This window comes from Mesorhizobium sp. WSM4976, assembly GCF_029625685.1.
Taxonomy (GTDB): Bacteria; Pseudomonadota; Alphaproteobacteria; order Rhizobiales; family Rhizobiaceae; genus Mesorhizobium.
Map to the genome: position 1 here is coordinate 73282 of NZ_JARTVT010000021.1, position 17044 is coordinate 90325.

The window sequence follows — 17044 nt, forward strand, 5'->3', positions numbered from 1 at the left end:
TTTGCCCAGATTTGCCGGCGAGGCTTGCGGTAAGGAATTTTCAAGGTTAACGGGCTTACGGTCCACTGGTGTTCACCTTGCGGCCGGCCATGCCGAGAGCCGTTGGCCCGAGATTAAGAGACGTAGCCGTACCGATGTTTGCCAAGCTTGCCCGCACCGGAGTCCTGATTGCCGCCATCGGCATCGCCGGCTGCAACGATTCGTCCATGAAGGATTTCGCGCCGGAAGCCAACAAGCCGCTGCCGGACAAGATCCTTGCCGACATGAAGGCCAAGGGCATGGTGCGCACCTCCTCGGTGATGGCGCGCATCTTCAAGGAAGAAGGCAAGCTGGAGATCTGGAAGGCCAAGACCAACGGCCGTTACGATCTCGTCGCCACCTACGACATCTGCAAATGGTCGGGAAAGCTCGGTCCCAAATACACCGAGGGCGACCGCCAGGCGCCGGAAGGTTTTTACACGGTCCGTCCGTCGCAGATGAACCCGCGCTCGAATTACCATCTGTCCTTCAACATCGGCTTTCCCAACGCCTATGACCGCGCCAATGGCCGCACCGGTCAGAACCTGATGGTGCACGGCGCCTGCTCTTCCTCCGGCTGCTATTCGATGACCGACGCGCAGATCGAGCAGATCTATGCCTTCGGCCGCGATGCCTTCCAGGGCGGCCAGACCGAGTTCCAGATCCAGGCCTTCCCGTTCCGCATGACCGCCGCCAACATGGCGCGCTACCGCAACGACCCGAACTACGAGTTCTGGAAGATGCTGAAGGTCGGCTACGACAATTTCGAGATCACCAAAGTGCCGCCGAAGGTCGATGTCTGCGAGAAGCGCTACGTCTTCAACCAGGTCGCGCCGGAAGGCACAACCTTCGACCCGACCGGCCCCTGCCCCGCGACGACGCAGCCGGATTCGCTCAAGATGGCCTTCGCCAGTTACGAGAAGAGCTACGACGCGGCCTTCAACTCGGCCGTGAATTCCAGCAACCCGCCGCCGAAGCCGACGATCGCCGGCATCAAGGAAGCCAGCATCGTTTCCGACTGGTCGAAGCGCCGCGCCCGCGGCGAGCGCGTACCGATCGAGCCGCCCTCGATGAATGCGGACGGCTCGGTGACGGAAACGACCCGCATGGGCCGCATCGATTCGCCTGCCGGCCGCAAGATGGCCGCGCTCGACGCGGAGAAGGAAGCCAAGCGCAAGGCCGAGGAGCAGCGCCTGGCGGCGATCGAGGCGGCTAAGGCCGCCAAGGAAGCAGCCAGGCAGCAGGCTTTGGCCGAGAAGGAAGCCGCCAAGCAGGCAGCGCAGCAGCCGGTCGTCACCGCCGGCGTCGAACCCGCGCCCACGCAGGAAACGCAACAGGCGGCCGACGCCGACCAGGGCACCGTGTCGAAGCTCAAGAAGAAACTGCTCGGCATGTTCGGCGGCTGAGAGCCTTCAGTTTGGTAAAACCAGCCGCCACCTACGATCTCAAAGGACTGAATTGTCCATTGCCGGTGCTGAAGGCACGCAAGCGGCTGGCAGCCATGCGGCCAGGCAGCCGGCTTTGGCTGGAAACCACCGACCCGCTCGCGGTCATCGATATCCCGGCCTTCTGCGCTGATGCCGGTCACCAGTTGGTCGAGACTGCCGCGGTCACGGGCGGCCATCGTTTCCTGGTCGAGCGCGGCAGCGCGGCCTGAGGCGGCGTCGTTTTCCGTTTATAACCCGGCTATCGCCAGCGGATTGGACTCGAGCGCGGCACGGTCCGGCGTGTCGATCGACGGCTCGTTGGTGAAAGCCTCGAACAGTCGCCGAACATAATCCTCCGGCATATCGAGCGTGATCAGCACCAGCCTGGTGCCGCGCTGGCCGTCAGGCCAGGCCGGCAGCCTTGCCGGCGGATGCAGGATTTTCTGCACGCCATGAATGACAAGCGGCCGCGAGGGGTCCTCCGCAAGCTCGATGACGCCCTTCATTCGCAGCAGCTTCTCGCCATGCGTCGATCGCAGAAGGTCGAGGAACATCTCGATCGCCGAGAACGGCACCGGGCGGTCATGGACGAGCGAGTGCGTGCGCACGCGCATATCGTGGCGGTGCTCATGATGGTGATCATGATCGCCGCCATGGTGATGGCCATGATCATGCGCCGCCTCTTCGCCAAGCCAGCGCCGCACGTCGGCGGACTTGGTCCGAGGATCATAGAGGCCGCAATTGAACAGCGCCGCGGCGCCGGCCTCGTTGGCATCAAGCACGACGGCACCCGGATTGACCTGCTTCAGCCTCGCCCGCAGCGTCTCGACCTCGGCCGCATCGGCAAGGTCCGTCTTGGTCAGCACGATGCGATCAGCCACCGCCGCCTGTTTCACCGCCTCGACATGGGCGTCGAGCGTTGCCTCGCCATTGACGGCGTCGACCAGCGTGATGACGCCGTCGAGCCGGAAGGCCTGCACCAGCGCCGGATGCGCCATGATCGACTGCAGCACCGGTGCCGGATCGGCGAGGCCCGTCGTCTCGACGACGACGCGGGCGAGTTTCGCGATGCGGCCGGTCTGCAGCCGGTCGACGAGATCGGCCAGCGTGTCGACCAGGTCGCCGCGCACGGTGCAGCACAGGCAGCCGTCGGAAAGCTGGATGATGCCCTCGGACGCCTGCTCGACCAAAAGATGGTCGATCGCCACCTCGCCGAACTCGTTGATGATCACCGCCGTGTCGGCAAGCGCCGGATCCTTGAGCAGCCTGTTGAGCAGGGTCGTCTTGCCGGCGCCGAGAAAGCCGGTGAGCACCGAAACAGGAATGGGAAATCCGCCCATCATATCGACTAGTTGGCCGCCTTGGCGGGCTGGTCGCCTTGCGCCGCGACGGCCGCCGTTCCGGCACCCGCCGGCTCGGCGCCGGCCGGCGCCGGCCTGTCGGGCCGCCAGCTCGGCAGCGGCACATCGGCATAGTTCTGATTGGTCTGGTCGACGAATGCCTTCGGCGCCGGCCCCGTGGCGCCGCCCAGGCCAACCGCGATCAGCGTCGGATGGTCGAGCTTCACCTGATAGGGCGACTTCGGCTTATCCTTGGCAGCGACCACAGGGGCCGCCTCGGATTGCTCGTCCTTCGGCTTCTTCTTGCAGATCTCGTCATGCATGTCGTTGGGCGACAGCGTGTCGCCATAGGGCTTGAGAGCGGCCAGCGTGGTCGAACCCGCCGCCGGCGTATCGAAACCCTTGTCGAGCAGCTTTGCCGCCGCCTCGGCGCGGCTGACCGCCGATTTCTCGCCAAGCACCACTGCGACCAGCGTGCGGCCGTTGCGCGTCGCGGAGCCGATCATGTTGAAGCCGGAAGAGCAGACGAAGCCGGTCTTCATGCCGTCGGCGCCGGGATAACGGCCGATCAGGAGATTATAGTTCGGGAGGGCCTTCTTGCCGACGGCAAGGCCCTCGATCGAGAACCAGGGCGCGTATTGCGGGAAATCATTGCGCAGCGCCGTGACCAGCACGGCGAGGTCGCGCGCTGTGGTGTATTGTTCCGGCGAATAGAGTCCGTTCGGATTGACGAAATGCGTTCCGACCATGCCCAGCCTGGCCGCCTCGGCGTTCATGCGGTCCGCGAACGCTGCCTGCGATCCGCCGATATTCTCGCCGACGGCCATGGCGATATCGTTGGCCGATTTGACCAGCATCATCTTCAGCGCGTTGTCGAGCCGCATCACCGAGCCGGGCTTGAAGCCCATCTTGCTCGGCGGCTCGCCTGCCGAATGCTTCGTCACCTTGATCGGCGAATCGAGCGCCACCTCGCCGGCCTGTATGGCACGGAAGGCGACATAGGCCGTCATCAGCTTGCTGAGCGAGGCCGGATACCAGCGCTTGAACGCATCCTGATGCTCCAGGATGGAGCCGCTCTTGAGGTCGAACAGAACCACCGGATTGGCGCGCGCAACGCCGGCAAACACCGGAAGCGCCAGTGCGCCTGCCAGCAACAGGTTGAGGAAATGCCTCTGCCGCATGATCAAATCCGAAATCGCCTCTTGCCGTAATCGCTGCCGGGTCCGTAAGATTTCGTTACCTATCGCCAGCATAAATGCGGCCCGGCCCCTCGACCCGGACCCCATTATTGCGGTGCTATTTACCCTATGTGACGCCAAAATGGCAAAGTTCAACACAATCACAATTGCTGAGCATCGGTTCTGAACCGACCGCCCCCAATGAACCAAGAGATGGACCGATCATGCCGATTCTCAACCGTGCCGCGGAAATGCAGGAAGAAGTTGCCGCCTGGCGACGACATCTCCACCAGACGCCGGAGCTGAATTTCGACGTCTTCCAGACCGCCGGCTTCGTCACCGAGAAGCTGAAGGCCTTCGGCTGCGACGAAGTGGTGACGGGACTGGGCAAGACCGGCGTCGTCGGCATCATACGCGGCCGCAAGGGCGATGGCCCGACGATCGGGCTGCGCGCCGACATGGACGCGCTGCCGATCGACGAGATAACCGGCAAGCCATGGGCCTCGACCGTGCGCGGCAAGATGCATGCCTGCGGCCATGACGGCCATACCGCGATGCTGCTGGGCGCCGCCAAATATCTTGCCGAGACGCGCAATTTCGCCGGCACCGTGGCGGTGATCTTCCAGCCGGCCGAGGAAGGCGGCGGCGGCGGCAACGAGATGGTCAAGGAAGGCATGATGGAGCGCTTCGATATCGAGAAGGTGTTCGGCATGCACAACATGCCGGGCCTGCCGGTCGGCCAGTTCGCCATCAAGCCCGGTCCGATCATGGCCGCGACAGCCGAATTCACCATCACCGTTAAGGGCCGCGGCGGCCACGCCGCGATGCCGCACGGCACGATCGATCCGATCGTCATCGCAAGCCAGCTGGTGGGCGCGCTGCAGACCATCGCCTCGCGCAGCACGGACCCGGTCGAGGCCGTGGTGGTGTCGGTGACGAAGTTCCACGCCGGCGACGCTTATAATGTCATCCCCGAAAGTGCCGAGATCGCCGGCACAGTTCGCACGCTGAAGAAGGAAGTGGCCAGGAAGTCGGAAGAGCGCATCCGCGCGCTATGCGCCGGGCTGGCCTCCGCCTTCGGCGCCACGATCGAGGTCGACTACGACGCCAACTACCCCGTCACCTTCAACCATGCGGAAGAGACGGTCTTCGCCAGCGACGTTGCCGCCGACGTCGCCGGCGACGCGCATGTCCATCGCGCCATACAGCCGGTGATGGGCGGCGAGGATTTCTCCTATATGCTGGAAGCCCGCCCCGGCGCCTTCATCTTCATCGGCAACGGCGACTCGGCCGGCCTGCATCACCCGGCTTACGACTTCAACGACGAGGTCATCCCGCACGGCATGAGCTATTGGGTGAAGTTGGCCGAGACGGCATTGGCGGCCTGACGGCACGGGCTTGGCAATAGGAGGCGGCCGCCTATCGCAAGAAGGCCGCCTGATCGGCTTTCAGACTCCTCTTGGCGAACCGACTCGAAGCGTTTATGTGTCGGGCCGCGTGGTCCCGTAGCTCAGTAGGATAGAGCGGCAGATTCCTAATCTGTAGGTCACAGGTTCGATTCCTGTCGGGATCACCACCTCTTCGACACACCGGTGAAAACTGCGGGCCGGCAATGCCGCGTCGGTCCCGCCCACTGGCCGACTCAGACTGAGATAATTTCGTAGTGAAGTATCTGGGCGTCGCCGAGGGACGATCTGCGTCCGGGCGAGATGACCCCTGAGCCGAAGAGGAGAATATCTTCGCGGCGCACGAATACTTCTTCTTGGCCGGGCCCCATCGACACAAATGTGCCCGACGAGCTCCGCTCGACAAGCCGTGCCTTGCCATTCGAAATGTTGAAAGTCGCGTGGTGCCTTGAGACCCAGGGCCGCTGGACGACGATGTCACATTCCGGAGATCGGCCGATCGTGACCAATTCGTTGTTTCCGCAAGATCGCAACTGATCTTCATAACGGATGACTAGATTGATCTGCGGCGGCGGGGCGGAGCGCCTGTCGACAAAAGTGCCCCGGCTGGCGACATGCGTGCTGGGGACCCCATCGTCGCTCCTCAGCGTATAGACATCGAAAAGTTCCTGCTTTCCCTTGAAGGCCATTTTGTCGAGGAGCCGCAAGGTGCTGCGGCTGCGCGCGGAGAGGGCTTCGAAGAAGCTCTGGCTGATCAGGACCTCGCCAGGGTTGGCCGTGGCGGACAACCTTGCGGTGACGTTGACGACGTCGCCGAACACCGCGCCCCGCGCGCGAATGACCGCCCCGAAATGCAATCCGATCCGCGCGATCAAAGGCTCTTTCGACAGTTGGTGGCTGATTTGGCAGACGGCCCTCAGCGCTGCCTCCGAGCTCTCGAACAGGCTGAGCACGTCATCGCCCTTCGAGTAGATGAAATCGCCGCCGTGCTGGGCGACGATCGCGCGTATCGCGTCGAGACAATCCGAGACCTGCCGCAGGGCGGCATCGTCGCCGATGCGCTCATAGAGCGGCACGCTGCCCACGACATCAGCCAAGAGGACCGCGGCTAGAAGTCTTTCCTGATCCATCGACTCGTATCCGCCCCGAGAACGCGGCGTGTATAACATACCAAAGTCGACCGTGACCTATCACTTGTATGCCAAGGGGCCAGCACCCCGGGGCAGGTGCTTATCGCTATTCTCCTGGACGGGCAGGCATCCGCGTTCCCGTCAAACGGGCTATCGGCATCAGAAACAGCGGCGATCGAGGAGTCTTTCCTAACCCGGACTCCCGGCAGCCGGATTGGCGATGACCGCCGCCCGGAAGCGGGCGACGAAATCGTCCAGCGCCGGGCGTTCGGCATCCGAGATCGCCCAGTAGGAGAAGGCGTCATCGGTCCAGTGAACCAGAAGGAAGCCGCCTGCTGAGAGGTCGTCCGCCACCGGCACCGACTTGACATCGTTCTGCCGGGGCGCCGCCACCAGGGTGATCAAATGCTCGTGATGGCGGTAGACCAGCGCCGGCATAGGCCTGTCGCCGATCACCTCGACGCGGCCGCCGAGCAGCGCGTAGCCGTCCTTGGCCATGTCCGGCGCCGCCGGCGACACGCCGATCCGGCCGTCGAGCCACGGCTTCACCGTGTGGCGGTCGGACGAGACGATGTCGACCGGCGTCGCCGCGAGCAGGCTGCGGCGATGGCCGTTGGCGACGGCCACGGCAAAACTCTCGGCCCCATTGTCCGCCGTCGTCAGCCATTGCGTCGCGCCGCTGGCCAGAACAGCCGTCAGCGCGATCGATGCCGCCATCTGGCGCCAGTCGAAGGAGTTGAACCAGCGTGCCGCGCGCGGCCGCATCGCGATCACATTGCCTTGCTGCTGTTGCGAGGATTGCTGAGGTTCCGCCGTCACGGCCGCAGGCTGGGTTACGTCGCCCTCCCCGGCGCCTTTGACCTCGGCAATGGCGGCGATACGCGCCAGGAAAGCGTCGCTGACGGTCGGGCGCGGCAGGCTGGCGACAGCGTCGCGCAGCGCCACCAGGCGCGCATGTTCGGCGGCAAGCTCCGGATCGGCGGCGATGCGCCGCTCGACCGCCAAAGCGGCCGCGGCATCCAGCTCGCCATCGACAAGGGCATGGATCATCAGCGTCATATCCTGCGGGTCTTGCGGCAATCCGTCCTCACGCGGGCGATTTTCATGCGGGCTCATGGTGGCGCCCTCCAAGTTCCGTCATCAACAAGCCGCGGGCCCGTGCCAGCCGCGACATCACCGTGCCTTGCGGCACGACGAGCATGGCGGCGATCTCGCGGTAGCTGAGACCGTTTATGTCGCGCAGCACCAGCGTTTCGCGGAAGGGTTGCGGCAACCTGGCGATCGCCGCTTCCACCGCCGCCGAATTCGCCTTGGCGATCAGCGCCGCCTCCGGGCTGTCGGTATCGGAGTCGGGCGGCGGCGCCACGTCGTCGAGATCGGCGAGGTCGCCGACCGCCACCACGCTGCGCGGGCGGTTCTTCGCTATCCATGTGTAGGAGGCATTGCGCACGATGGTGAGCAGCCACGCGCGGGGGTTGCCCCCAGCAAAGCCGGCAATGCCCGCATGCGCCTTGAGGCAGGCCTCCTGCACCACGTCCTCTGCATCGGCCGTGTTGCCGGTCAGCCAGCGGGCAAGCGACAGTGCATCGCCGAGATGCGGCAGCACCACTTCGGCAAAACGCGCGGCCAGCATCTTTTCGTTCAACACCGTTGCGCCCTGGGGCGCTCCCGCCATTGGTCTGCCGCTTCCCTCAGCGGGGGGCAATGATCTGTCCCTGCTCGTGCGGGTGAAGATCGCGACCGCAGGCGATGGCGCCTGCTTCGGGGGAAGAGAGGGCATTGGTGTCACCGGAGTCAAGTGTCTCGGAAGCAGGGCGCGCCTCGGAAGGGGACGGCGCATCGCTGGCTGCAACCGGGTGCTCGCCGTCACGGTCGTGGATCTCGATGGTTGCGATCGGCACGGATTAGGGCCGGCGGCGGGGCGCCCGGAACAGATATGCCCAGCTCCAGCGCTCCAAAGCACGGCGGCGGTAGATGCCTTCGCCGTCTCCGGTCCCCGTGCTTTTGTCTTCATGCCGTCTCACGATGGTCTCCTGCCGTTGCGCATAAAGGGCGCCTGTCCTGGAGACCGTCGGACCGACCCAATTATTCCCGGCCGGCCGGCTTTTTCGTTCACGCTGATGTGATCGATGGCGTGCGGATCTTACAGCGCCTGCAAGGCAAGTCCCGCCAGCGCTGCCCCCGCCAACGTTGGCAGCATGCCGGCCTTCAGCCTGAACATGGCGACCATCGCCGCCGCTGAGAGCAGCGCGGCGCGCCAGTCGAGCGAGGACAGGACCGGCACCTCCACGCCCCAGCCGACGCTTGCGACCTTGCCGAAGACGACATGCAGCGCGAACCACAGCGCCAGATTCATGATCACGCCGACCACCGCCGCGGTGATGGCGCCGAGCGCCGCCGCCAGCGCTCGGTTCTGCCTCAGCTGCTCGATGTAGGGGGCACCCAGAAATATCCAGAAGAAGCAGGGCACGAAGGTCGCCCAGAGCGTCAGCAGCGATCCAAGCGATCCGGCAAGCAGCGGGCTGACAAAGCCGGCATGGCGATAGGCGGCGGCGAAGCCGACGAATTGCAGCACCAGGATCAGCGGCCCAGGCGTTGTCTCGGCAAGGCCGAGCCCGTCGACCATCTGGCCGGGCGAAAGCCAGCCGAACGAAGTGACCGCCGCCTGCGCGACATAGGCCAGAACCGCATAGGCGCCGCCGAAGGTGACGACGGCCATCAGGCTGAAGAAGCCGCCGATCTGCGCCCACACGCTGCCTGGCCCCGCCAGCACGGCGATCAGCGCCACCGGTCCGAGCCAGAGCGGCAGCCAGATGGCGATGGTGCGGGCCGCGTGCCATTTGGTGGGCACGGCATGGGCCAGCTCTCCGCGCTCGAACATCAGATCGACGACGCCGATTCTGTCGATGGTGGCCCCACCCTTGCGGTGCGCCGAGCCGGAAAACAGGCCTGGTGCGAAGCGGCTGCCGATCCAACCGATGAAGCCTGCCGCGAGCACAATCAGCGGGAACGGCAGCTTGGCGATGTAGATGGCAAGGAAGGCCGCCACCGCGATCGCCACCATGGCACGGTTCTTCAGGGCCCGCTTGCCGATGCGGATCACCGCCTCGACGACGACGGCCAGCACCGCCGCCTTGACCCCGAAGAACAGCGCCTCGACCACCGGCGCGTCGTTGTAGAGCATGTAGAAGCTGCTCAGGCAAAGCATCACCAGGGCGCCGGGCAGCACGAACAGGGTGCCCGCGACGAGGCCGCCGGCCGTCCGGTGCAGCAGCCAGCCGATATAGACGGCAAGCTGCTGCGCCTCGGGCCCAGGCAGAAGCATGCAATAGTTGAGCGCGTGCAGGAAACGCTCCTCGCCGATCCAGCGGCGCTCCTCGACCAGCTCCTTGTGCATCAGCGCAATCTGCCCGGCCGGCCCGCCGAAGGACAGTAGGCCGATCTTGGCCCAGAGCCGTGTCGCCTCACGGAAGCTCGGCATGGCCGGGACTTCGGTCGGACGCGCGTCGCTGTCTTTGGTGAGCGCGGTCATGGAGCCTTGCCTCCGGCCGGCCAGTTATGCGTCTCGTCCGCCGCGTCTCGGCACCAGCGGAAGAAGGCATCATAGAGCAACATGCCGGCTTCCAGCTGCTCAAGATCGTCGCGGAACATGCGCGACAGGCCGAGCGAGGCAGCGAGGAACCCGGCCGCCTGCGGCGCGAGGTCGAGGCGGGCCGTATCGGCGGCGCGCACGATCAGCGCCAGGCGGTCGAGCGCCTCGATGCATAGTCCGAATTCCTCGATCATCGTGTCGAAGCTGCAGCGATCGCCGCGATGGCTCCAGAACACGCCTTCGATGTCGAAGGGAACCGCGGCAAAGCGATCGGCCACCAGAGTCACCTCGGCCGGATCGACAAACAGGAACACCGCATCGGGATCGACGAAACGACGAATCAGCCAGGGGCAGGCGATGCGGTCGACCTTCGGCCGCGAACGCGTGACCCATACCGTACGCCCCTTTTCGTCGCGGGACGGGATCGCGCCGGCGCTGACCAACGGCGCCTTGGCTGCGGCCCAGGCCTCGAAGCCGCCTTCCAGCGACTCCGCCGGAATGCCTTCATGACGCAGCCATGCGGCAACGCCTTGCGAGAGCTTCTGCCCCCTCTGGCAGATCACGGCGACTTTCGATCCGGAAAACTCGGCCGCCCAGGTCGAGACAGTCCTGAAATCGCGCCGGTATGACGCCGGCAACAGATGCGGATCGGCTTCATAGTCCTCGTTGGTGCGCACATCGATCAGGCGAGGCGCGTCGGGCAGACCGATAAGACGGGAAAGCTGCGGAACGGTGATTGCGGTTGTTGACGGCATGGCGTCCACCTCCTGAACAAAGAGAGTCTGGACGCGATCGTTGGGCTGACGCCTCACGGGGTCGTCGCGGGGAACCCCTTGCCGTAATGCTGGAACGGCCTCAGCCAATTGTCAAGGAAGACGAGCTCTATCACGCCTTCCCTTTGAAAACAGCTTTGCGCCTTACTGGGCCGTCCAGCCGCCATCCACCGGCAGGGTCGTGCCGGTGATCTGCCTGGCCGCGTCCGTGCAAAGGAACAGGGCCACCGCCGCAAGCTCTTCGACGGTGACGAATTCCTTGGTCGGCTGCGCGGCCAGCAGCACGTCTTGCCTCACCTGTTCCTCGGTCATGCCGCGCGCCTTCATCGTGTCGGGGATCTGCTTCTCGACCAGCGGCGTCCAGACATAGCCGGGCGCGATCGCGTTCACCGTGATGCCATTCTGTGCCACTTCGAGCGCCACCGTCTTGGTCAGGCCGGCGATGCCGTGCTTGGCCGAGACATAGGCCGACTTGAACGGCGAAGCGACCAGCGCATGCGCCGAAGCCGTGTTGATGATGCGGCCCCATTTGCGGCTCTTCATGCCCGGCACCGCCGCCTTGATGGCGTAAAAGGCGGCCAGGAGGTTGATGCGGATGATCGCCTCCCACTTGTCGTCTGGAAATTCCTCGATCGGCGCGACATGCTGGATGCCTGCATTGTTGACCAGGATGTCGAGGCTGCCGAACGCTTCCTCGGCCTCATGGATCATGGCGGTGACCGCGGCGCCATCCATCATGTTGGCGCCCGAGTAGCGGCACTTGACGCCGAAATCCTTCTCGATGCCAGCCCGCTCCCGCTCGATCGCCGCGGCGGCGCCCAGGCCGTTGATTGTGACGTTGGCGCCCTCCGCGGCGAAGGCGCGGGCGATTGCAAGGCCGATGCCGCTGGTCGAGCCGGTGACGAGCGCATTCTTCGACGACAGGGAACCCATTGGGAGATCTCGCGACAGGAGGACAGGTGGGAAGAATATGGAAGCAGACGGACGGGAAGCACATAGTTTGTGCGCCGCAGCATCACAATGCCACACCCATATGTCGGGCTGCATCCGGTGTGGCGCCCTTGACCGTCCAGTAAGCTATCCGGCTATCTTCCAGCTATCTTGAGGAGCGAGGCGACCAGAAGCTTATGCTCGTCTTCGGAAAGCACATCGGAATCGAAAAGATTCATGCTGCGCATCCCCTCGATGGCGAGAAAGCAGACCAGCAGCGAGCCGAGGTCTTGCGTCTCCCCCTTCAGCCGTTCGAACAGCTGATGCTTGAAAGCTTTTATCGGCGTCAGGAAATCGGGATCTTCGGCGATCGCCGAGAACATCCAGGAGGCCGAGGGTTTCGGGCGCTCGCAGTCGTCGGCCGACAGCTTGATGTAGGCCGAGAGAACGCTTTCGTGCCTGGCCTCAGCGGCGCGTGCTTCCAGCGCCTTCTGGAAGTCGCGGAGATAGCTTTCGACGAGCCCCTGCATCAGCTTGGCCTTGGTCGGGAAGTTGTAGAGCAGTCCGCCCTTCGATACCCCGGCCCGGCTGGCGACCGCCTCGAGCGACAGGCTTCCCGGGCCTGCCTCGCGCGCCACGTCGGCGGCGGCGGCAAGTATCTTTTCGCGTGAGTTTGCCCTGGGTGCTCTCATCACGCCTCCCCTATATTAGCTTAGGCGGAATTGACAAGACCGTCCAGCCGGTACAGTAAGGCGCCCGCCATTTGAAATCGGGACCTGTCGTCGATATGTGTCCCGACATCGATTGTTTCGCCGGTTGCCGGCTCGAGGGGACTTTCCGTGAAGCGCTTCATCACCATCACCGTGTTCCTGCTTTTGCTCGTTCTGGTGTGCGTCGGCATCGTTGGGTTCAATTTCATGCGCGATGCGGGCATCAAGCAGTATTTCGCTACGATGAAGCCCCCAGCCGCCACGGTTTCGACGGTGACGGTGAAGCCTTCGGTCTGGACGCCCGGCATCGAGGCGATCGGCACAGTCAGCGCCGTGCGCGGCGTCGATCTCACCGTCGAGACCAGCGGCATCGTCAAGGAGATCCTCTTCCACGCCAACCAGAAGGTTGCCACCGACGCGGTGCTCCTGCAGCTGGATGACGCGGTCGAGAAAGCCGATCTGGTGGCGCAGAAGGCGCAGGCCGCCTCGGATCAGGCGGCACTGACCCGTGCGATCGAGTTGCAGCGCCGTGGCGTCGGCACGGACGCGACCCTTGACGCCGCGCGCGCCGCCGCGGACGCTTCTGCCGCACAGGTGAACAAGCTGCAGGCGGTGCTCGACCAGAAGCAGCTAACCGCGCCCTTCGGCGGCACCGTCGGCATTCCGAAGATCGATATTGGCCAATACCTCGCGCCCGGCAACTCGGTCGTGACGATCCAGGATCTGGACACGATGCGGGTCGACTTCACCGTTCCTGAACAGCAGCTGCCGCTGCTGAAGATCGGCCAGACCATCAAGCTCGGCACCAGTCTTGCCGACTTGTCCTTTGCCGGCTCCATTCGTGGCATTGATCCCAAGATCGATCCGGCGAGCCGTCTGGTTTCGGTCCGTGGCGAAGTTGCCAATCCCGAAGGCAAGCTGACGCCTGGCCAGTTCGTTCAGATCCGTGTCGAGCTGCCGCAGGAAAACAATGTTATTTCGGTGCCTCAGACGGCGGTGACGACGAGCCTCTACGGCGATTTTGTCTTCGTGGTGGTGCCCCCGAAGCCCGCAGAGGGTGCCGCTGCCACGCCGGCAAAGCCGGACGAGCAGAAAGCCGCCACCGACAAGGCGGCGACCGATGCCGCCAAGCCCCAGGCGGACACGTCCAAGCCCGCCGACAACGCGTCGAAGCAGGCTGACGCGAAGCCGGCCGATGCCGCGCGGCAGCAGGCGCTCGCCATCTCGCAGGTGTTCGTGAAGCTCGGCCGCCGCAACGATGGCATGGTCGAGATCACGGAAGGCCTCAAGGATGGCGACCAGGTCGTCACGGCGGGCCAGAACCGGCTCTTCAACGGCATGTCGGTCGCCGTCGACAACACCATCGATCCCAGCAAATCGGCGAACAAGCAGGTTCAGCAATGAGCTTTTCCGACCTTTTCATTCGCCGGCCCGTGCTGTCGACTGTGCTGGCCTGCATGATCCTGCTTCTGGGTTTCCAGGGCATCTTCGGTCTGTCGATCCGCCAGTATCCGAAGGTTGACGAAACGGCGATCACCGTCACCACCGCTTATCCGGGCGCCAGCGCCGACCTGATCCAAGGGTTTATATCGGCCCCGATCGCGCGTGCCGTCGCCTCGACCGAAAACATCGACTACGTGACCTCGTCCAGCCGTCCGTCCTCGAGCACGGTGGCGGTGCAGATGAAGCTCGGCTCCAATCCGGACGTCGCGCTCGCAGAAGTGTTGTCCAAGGTCCAGGGCGTGCGTGGCACGCTGCCGACCGCGGCCAAGGACCCTGTGATCGTCAAGGGCACCGGGCAGCAGTTCGCGATGATGTACATCTCGATGCAGAACCCGAACATGACGAAGGAGCAGCTCACCGAATATATCGAGCGCGTCATTCGGCCCCGTATCTCGACCGTGGAAGGTGTCGCCGACGTCCAGATCTTCGGCGCCCAGGAATATTCCATGCGCATCTGGATCGACCCGATCCGACTTGCCGCGCGTGGCGCCACGGCCGTGGACGTGCTGACCGCCATCAACAATTCGAACTTCCTGTCGGCTCCCGGCAACACCGAGAACGAATATGTAGTCTCCTCGGTCACTGTGCACTCGACCCTGCAGACGCCCGAGGCCTTCGCCCAGCTCCCGATCCGTTCGACGAACGGAGAGGTCGTGCGCCTGCGCGATGTCGCGCGGGTCGAGCTCGGCGCGAAAAGCACCGACACCAGGGTGAGCTTCAATGGCAAGCCCGGCACATTCCTTGCCATCTTCCCGACACCTGCCGCCAACCCGCTGACGACCGCCGCCGCGGTCACCAAGCTCGTGCCGGTTATTCAGGAAACGCTGCCGAAAGGCATGACGATCGAGGTCGTCTACGATGCCACCGGCCAGATCAGCGCCTCGATCGAGGAAGTGTTCAAGACCATCGGCGAGGCCGTCGCCATCGTCATCGTGGTCATCCTTCTGTTCCTCGGCTCGTTCCGCTCGGTGATGATGCCGATCGTTACCATCCCACTGTCGCTGATCGGCGTCTGCTTCATCCTGTTTGCAGTCGGCTACTCGATCAACCTTCTGTCGCTGCTGGCCATGGTGCTGGCGATCGGCCTTGTCGTCGACGACGCCATCGTGGTGGTGGAGAACATCCACCGCCATATGGAGGAGGATCACATGTCGCCGATGCAGGCGGCCTTCAACGGCATGCGCGAGATCGCGACGGCCATCGTGGCGATGACCATCACGCTGGCCGCCGTGTTCGCCCCGCTTGCCTTCACCGGCGGCCTGACCGGCGCGCTGTTCCGCGAATTCGCGGTGACGCTGGCCGGTTCCGTGGTGCTGTCGGGCCTGATCGCCATGACGATCACGCCGATGATGTCGGCGCGTTTGCTGAAGGCGGGCCAGCACGGCCGCTTCCAGCGCATCGTGGATGGGACGTTCAGCCGCGTCGAGCGCGTCTACGAACGGGCCGTCACCGCTTCGCTCAGGAGCCGGCCGGTGACGCTGATCATCGTCGTGGCGCTTGTCGCCCTCACCGGCTTCATGTTCACCAAGACCTCGACCGAACTCGCCCCCGAAGAAGACCAGGGCTTCCTCCTCTCGATCGTGACCGCGCCGCGCTATGCGACGTCGGACTACACCGAGACCTATGTCAACCAGATGCTCGGCCTGGTGAAGGACATCCCTGAGACCCGGGCGCAGTTCTCGGCCGTTGCCTTCGGCGGCGCCACCAACGGCGCCTTCGTCGGTTTCGCTTTCAAGGACTGGGCAGACCGCAAGCGCAATTCGAAGCAGTTGCAGGCGGACATCACCGCACGGCTCGCCAAGGTCGCCGGCGTTCAAGCCTTCGTCTTCGCGCCGCCGACTCTGCCAGGTTCCGGCGGCGGCCTGCCGATCTCCATGGTCGTGCGCTCCACCGGCGATCCCTCGGAAGTCTTCGAGCAGGCGGAGAAGATCAAGAACAAGGCGCAGGCTTCGGGCCGCTTCATCGTCGTGCAGAACTCGATGGCCTACGATGCGCCGCAGGTGACCGTCACTATCGACCGCGAGCGCGCGGCGGCCTTGAACCTGCCGATCGCCGATATCGGCAATACCTTGACGCTGCTGGTCGGCGGCGCCGAGGTGGCGCAGTTCGACCGGGATTCCAACAGCTACGACATCATCCCGCAGGTGCCGAAGGAGTTCCGCGACAACCCCGAGAAGCTCGGCGAGTATTTCGTCCGCAGCGTCGACGGCAAGATGGTGCCGCTATCGGCGGTGGTGAAGATTTCGACCAATGCCTCGCCAGCGGCCATCGAGCAGTTCAACCAGTTGAACTCCTCGACGATCTCGGCCTTGCCTCTGCCCGGCGTGACCACCGGCGACGGCCTGAAGGTGCTGGAGGATATCGCCAAGGAGACCCTGCCCGATTCCTTCTTCATCGACTATTCCGGCCAGTCGCGGCAGGAGAAGGAGCAAGGCAACACCATCCTGATCGCCTTCGCCGCGGCGGTGGTCGTGATCTATCTGGTGCTGGCGGCGCAGTTCGAGAGCTTCCGCGACCCGCTGATCATCATGATGGCCGTGCCGCTGTCGATCTTCGGCGCCATCGTGCCGCTCAACATCGGGCTCGGGACGCTCAACATCTACACCCAGGTCGGCTTGATCACTCTGATCGGCCTGATCACCAAGCACGGCATTCTGCTGGTGGAGTTCGCCAACCAGCAGCGCGAGGTGCACGGCATGCGCCGCCGCGACGCCATCATCGCTTCGGCCAAGGTGCGCCTGCGGCCGATCCTGATGACGACCGCGGCCATGGCTCTGGGTGTTGTGCCGCTGATCATCTCCAGCGGCGCTGGCGCCGCGGCGCGTTATTCGATGGGCCTTGTCATCTTCACCGGCATTCTGGTCGGCACCATGTTCACGCTCTTCGTCGTGCCGATGTTCTACACCTTCATCGCCAGCAAGGACCTGCCGCATCTCGCCGAGAAGCCCGATCCGAAGCTGATGCCGGCGCTGCCGAGCTGATCGGCACGACAGCTGAAAACAAAAGAGGCCGGAAAATCCGGCCTCTTTTTTGGCAC

14 protein-coding genes and 1 tRNA gene are annotated in these 17044 nt (G+C 64.4%); 6 read left to right on the top strand and 9 right to left on the bottom strand.

Features of this window, described 5'->3' with window-relative positions; translation table 11 throughout:
• Positions 1-134 precede the first annotated feature (134 nt).
• Positions 135-1424, top strand: a complete 1290-nt coding sequence (locus tag P9272_RS24320) for a murein L,D-transpeptidase family protein (RefSeq protein WP_128259856.1) — start codon at positions 135-137, stop codon at positions 1422-1424.
• 11 nt (positions 1425-1435) lie between these two features.
• Positions 1436-1675, top strand: coding sequence for a sulfurtransferase TusA family protein (locus P9272_RS24325; protein WP_128259857.1), 240 nt, complete (start codon positions 1436-1438; stop codon positions 1673-1675).
• An 18-nt stretch (positions 1676-1693) separates the two neighbouring features.
• On the opposite strand, the gene P9272_RS24330 is transcribed toward P9272_RS24325, so the two are convergent.
• Together P9272_RS24330 and P9272_RS24335 are read right to left on the bottom strand one after the other, a co-directional pair.
• On the bottom strand, positions 1694-2785 hold the full coding sequence (locus tag P9272_RS24330; RefSeq protein WP_278162543.1) for a GTP-binding protein: 1092 nt from the start codon (positions 2783-2785) through the stop codon (positions 1694-1696).
• An 8-nt stretch (positions 2786-2793) separates the two neighbouring features.
• Positions 2794-3966: a D-alanyl-D-alanine carboxypeptidase family protein gene (locus P9272_RS24335; RefSeq protein WP_128259859.1), complete on the bottom strand. Its 1173-nt coding sequence runs from the start codon at positions 3964-3966 to the stop codon at positions 2794-2796.
• Positions 3967-4187: 221 nt separating this feature from the next.
• Here P9272_RS24335 and P9272_RS24340 point away from each other — a divergent pair, with 221 nt between their 5' ends.
• Both P9272_RS24340 and P9272_RS24345 read left to right on the top strand, forming a co-directional pair.
• Positions 4188-5351, top strand: coding sequence for a M20 aminoacylase family protein (locus P9272_RS24340; protein ID WP_128259860.1), 1164 nt, complete (start codon positions 4188-4190; stop codon positions 5349-5351).
• Positions 5352-5462: 111 nt separating this feature from the next.
• A tRNA-Arg gene (locus P9272_RS24345) sits at positions 5463-5539 on the top strand.
• 66 nt (positions 5540-5605) lie between these two features.
• Here the strand turns inward: P9272_RS24345 and P9272_RS24350 are convergent.
• From P9272_RS24350 to P9272_RS24380, 7 genes are all read right to left on the bottom strand, one after another.
• Positions 5606-6499, bottom strand: a complete 894-nt coding sequence (locus tag P9272_RS24350) for an adenylate/guanylate cyclase domain-containing protein (protein WP_278162500.1) — start codon at positions 6497-6499, stop codon at positions 5606-5608.
• 189 nt (positions 6500-6688) lie between these two features.
• The gene (locus P9272_RS24355; RefSeq protein WP_278162501.1) at positions 6689-7615 is read right to left on the bottom strand and encodes an anti-sigma factor; all 927 of its coding nucleotides are present in this window, start codon (positions 7613-7615) and stop codon (positions 6689-6691) included.
• Complete coding sequence (locus P9272_RS24360; protein ID WP_278162502.1) at positions 7602-8174, bottom strand: sigma-70 family RNA polymerase sigma factor; 573 nt, start codon at positions 8172-8174, stop codon at positions 7602-7604. Before P9272_RS24360 ends, P9272_RS24355 begins: the two co-directional genes overlap by 14 nt.
• A gap of 468 nt (positions 8175-8642) precedes the next feature.
• Positions 8643-10031: a chromate transporter gene (gene chrA / locus P9272_RS24365; protein WP_278162503.1), complete on the bottom strand. Its 1389-nt coding sequence runs from the start codon at positions 10029-10031 to the stop codon at positions 8643-8645.
• Complete coding sequence (locus tag P9272_RS24370) at positions 10028-10846, bottom strand: sulfurtransferase/chromate resistance protein (protein WP_278162504.1); 819 nt, start codon at positions 10844-10846, stop codon at positions 10028-10030. Before P9272_RS24370 ends, chrA begins: the two co-directional genes overlap by 4 nt.
• 162 nt (positions 10847-11008) lie before the next feature.
• Entirely contained in the window at positions 11009-11797 is a 789-nt protein-coding gene (locus tag P9272_RS24375; protein ID WP_278162505.1) for a 3-hydroxybutyrate dehydrogenase, read from the bottom strand.
• Positions 11798-11949: 152 nt separating this feature from the next.
• Complete coding sequence (locus P9272_RS24380) at positions 11950-12486, bottom strand: TetR/AcrR family transcriptional regulator (protein WP_278162506.1); 537 nt, start codon at positions 12484-12486, stop codon at positions 11950-11952.
• A 147-nt stretch (positions 12487-12633) separates the two neighbouring features.
• Here P9272_RS24380 and P9272_RS24385 point away from each other — a divergent pair, with 147 nt between their 5' ends.
• Entirely contained in the window at positions 12634-13908 is a 1275-nt protein-coding gene (locus P9272_RS24385) for an efflux RND transporter periplasmic adaptor subunit (RefSeq protein WP_278162507.1), read from the top strand.
• On the top strand, positions 13905-16988 hold the full coding sequence (locus tag P9272_RS24390; RefSeq protein ID WP_278162508.1) for an efflux RND transporter permease subunit: 3084 nt from the start codon (positions 13905-13907) through the stop codon (positions 16986-16988). Before P9272_RS24385 ends, P9272_RS24390 begins: the two co-directional genes overlap by 4 nt.
• The last annotated feature ends 56 nt before the right edge of the window (positions 16989-17044 follow it).

Bases quoted from the DNA above. Each gene is read 5' to 3' on its own strand.
- P9272_RS24380 (WP_278162506.1), bottom strand. From the start codon at position 12,486: ATGAGAGCACCCAGGGCAAACTCACGCGAAAAGATACTTGCCGCCGCC.
- chrA (WP_278162503.1), bottom strand. From the start codon at position 10,031: ATGACCGCGCTCACCAAAGACAGCGACGCGCGTCCGACCGAAGTCCCG.
- P9272_RS24340 (WP_128259860.1), top strand. From the start codon at position 4,188: ATGCCGATTCTCAACCGTGCCGCGGAAATGCAGGAAGAAGTTGCCGCC.
- P9272_RS24360 (WP_278162502.1), bottom strand. From the start codon at position 8,174: ATGGCGGGAGCGCCCCAGGGCGCAACGGTGTTGAACGAAAAGATGCTG.
- P9272_RS24375 (WP_278162505.1), bottom strand. From the start codon at position 11,797: ATGGGTTCCCTGTCGTCGAAGAATGCGCTCGTCACCGGCTCGACCAGC.
- P9272_RS24390 (WP_278162508.1), top strand. From the start codon at position 13,905: ATGAGCTTTTCCGACCTTTTCATTCGCCGGCCCGTGCTGTCGACTGTG.
- P9272_RS24355 (WP_278162501.1), bottom strand. From the start codon at position 7,615: ATGAGCCCGCATGAAAATCGCCCGCGTGAGGACGGATTGCCGCAAGAC.
- P9272_RS24350 (WP_278162500.1), bottom strand. From the start codon at position 6,499: ATGGATCAGGAAAGACTTCTAGCCGCGGTCCTCTTGGCTGATGTCGTG.
- P9272_RS24320 (WP_128259856.1), top strand. From the start codon at position 135: ATGTTTGCCAAGCTTGCCCGCACCGGAGTCCTGATTGCCGCCATCGGC.
- P9272_RS24370 (WP_278162504.1), bottom strand. From the start codon at position 10,846: ATGCCGTCAACAACCGCAATCACCGTTCCGCAGCTTTCCCGTCTTATC.
- P9272_RS24330 (WP_278162543.1), bottom strand. From the start codon at position 2,785: ATGGGCGGATTTCCCATTCCTGTTTCGGTGCTCACCGGCTTTCTCGGC.
- P9272_RS24335 (WP_128259859.1), bottom strand. From the start codon at position 3,966: ATGCGGCAGAGGCATTTCCTCAACCTGTTGCTGGCAGGCGCACTGGCG.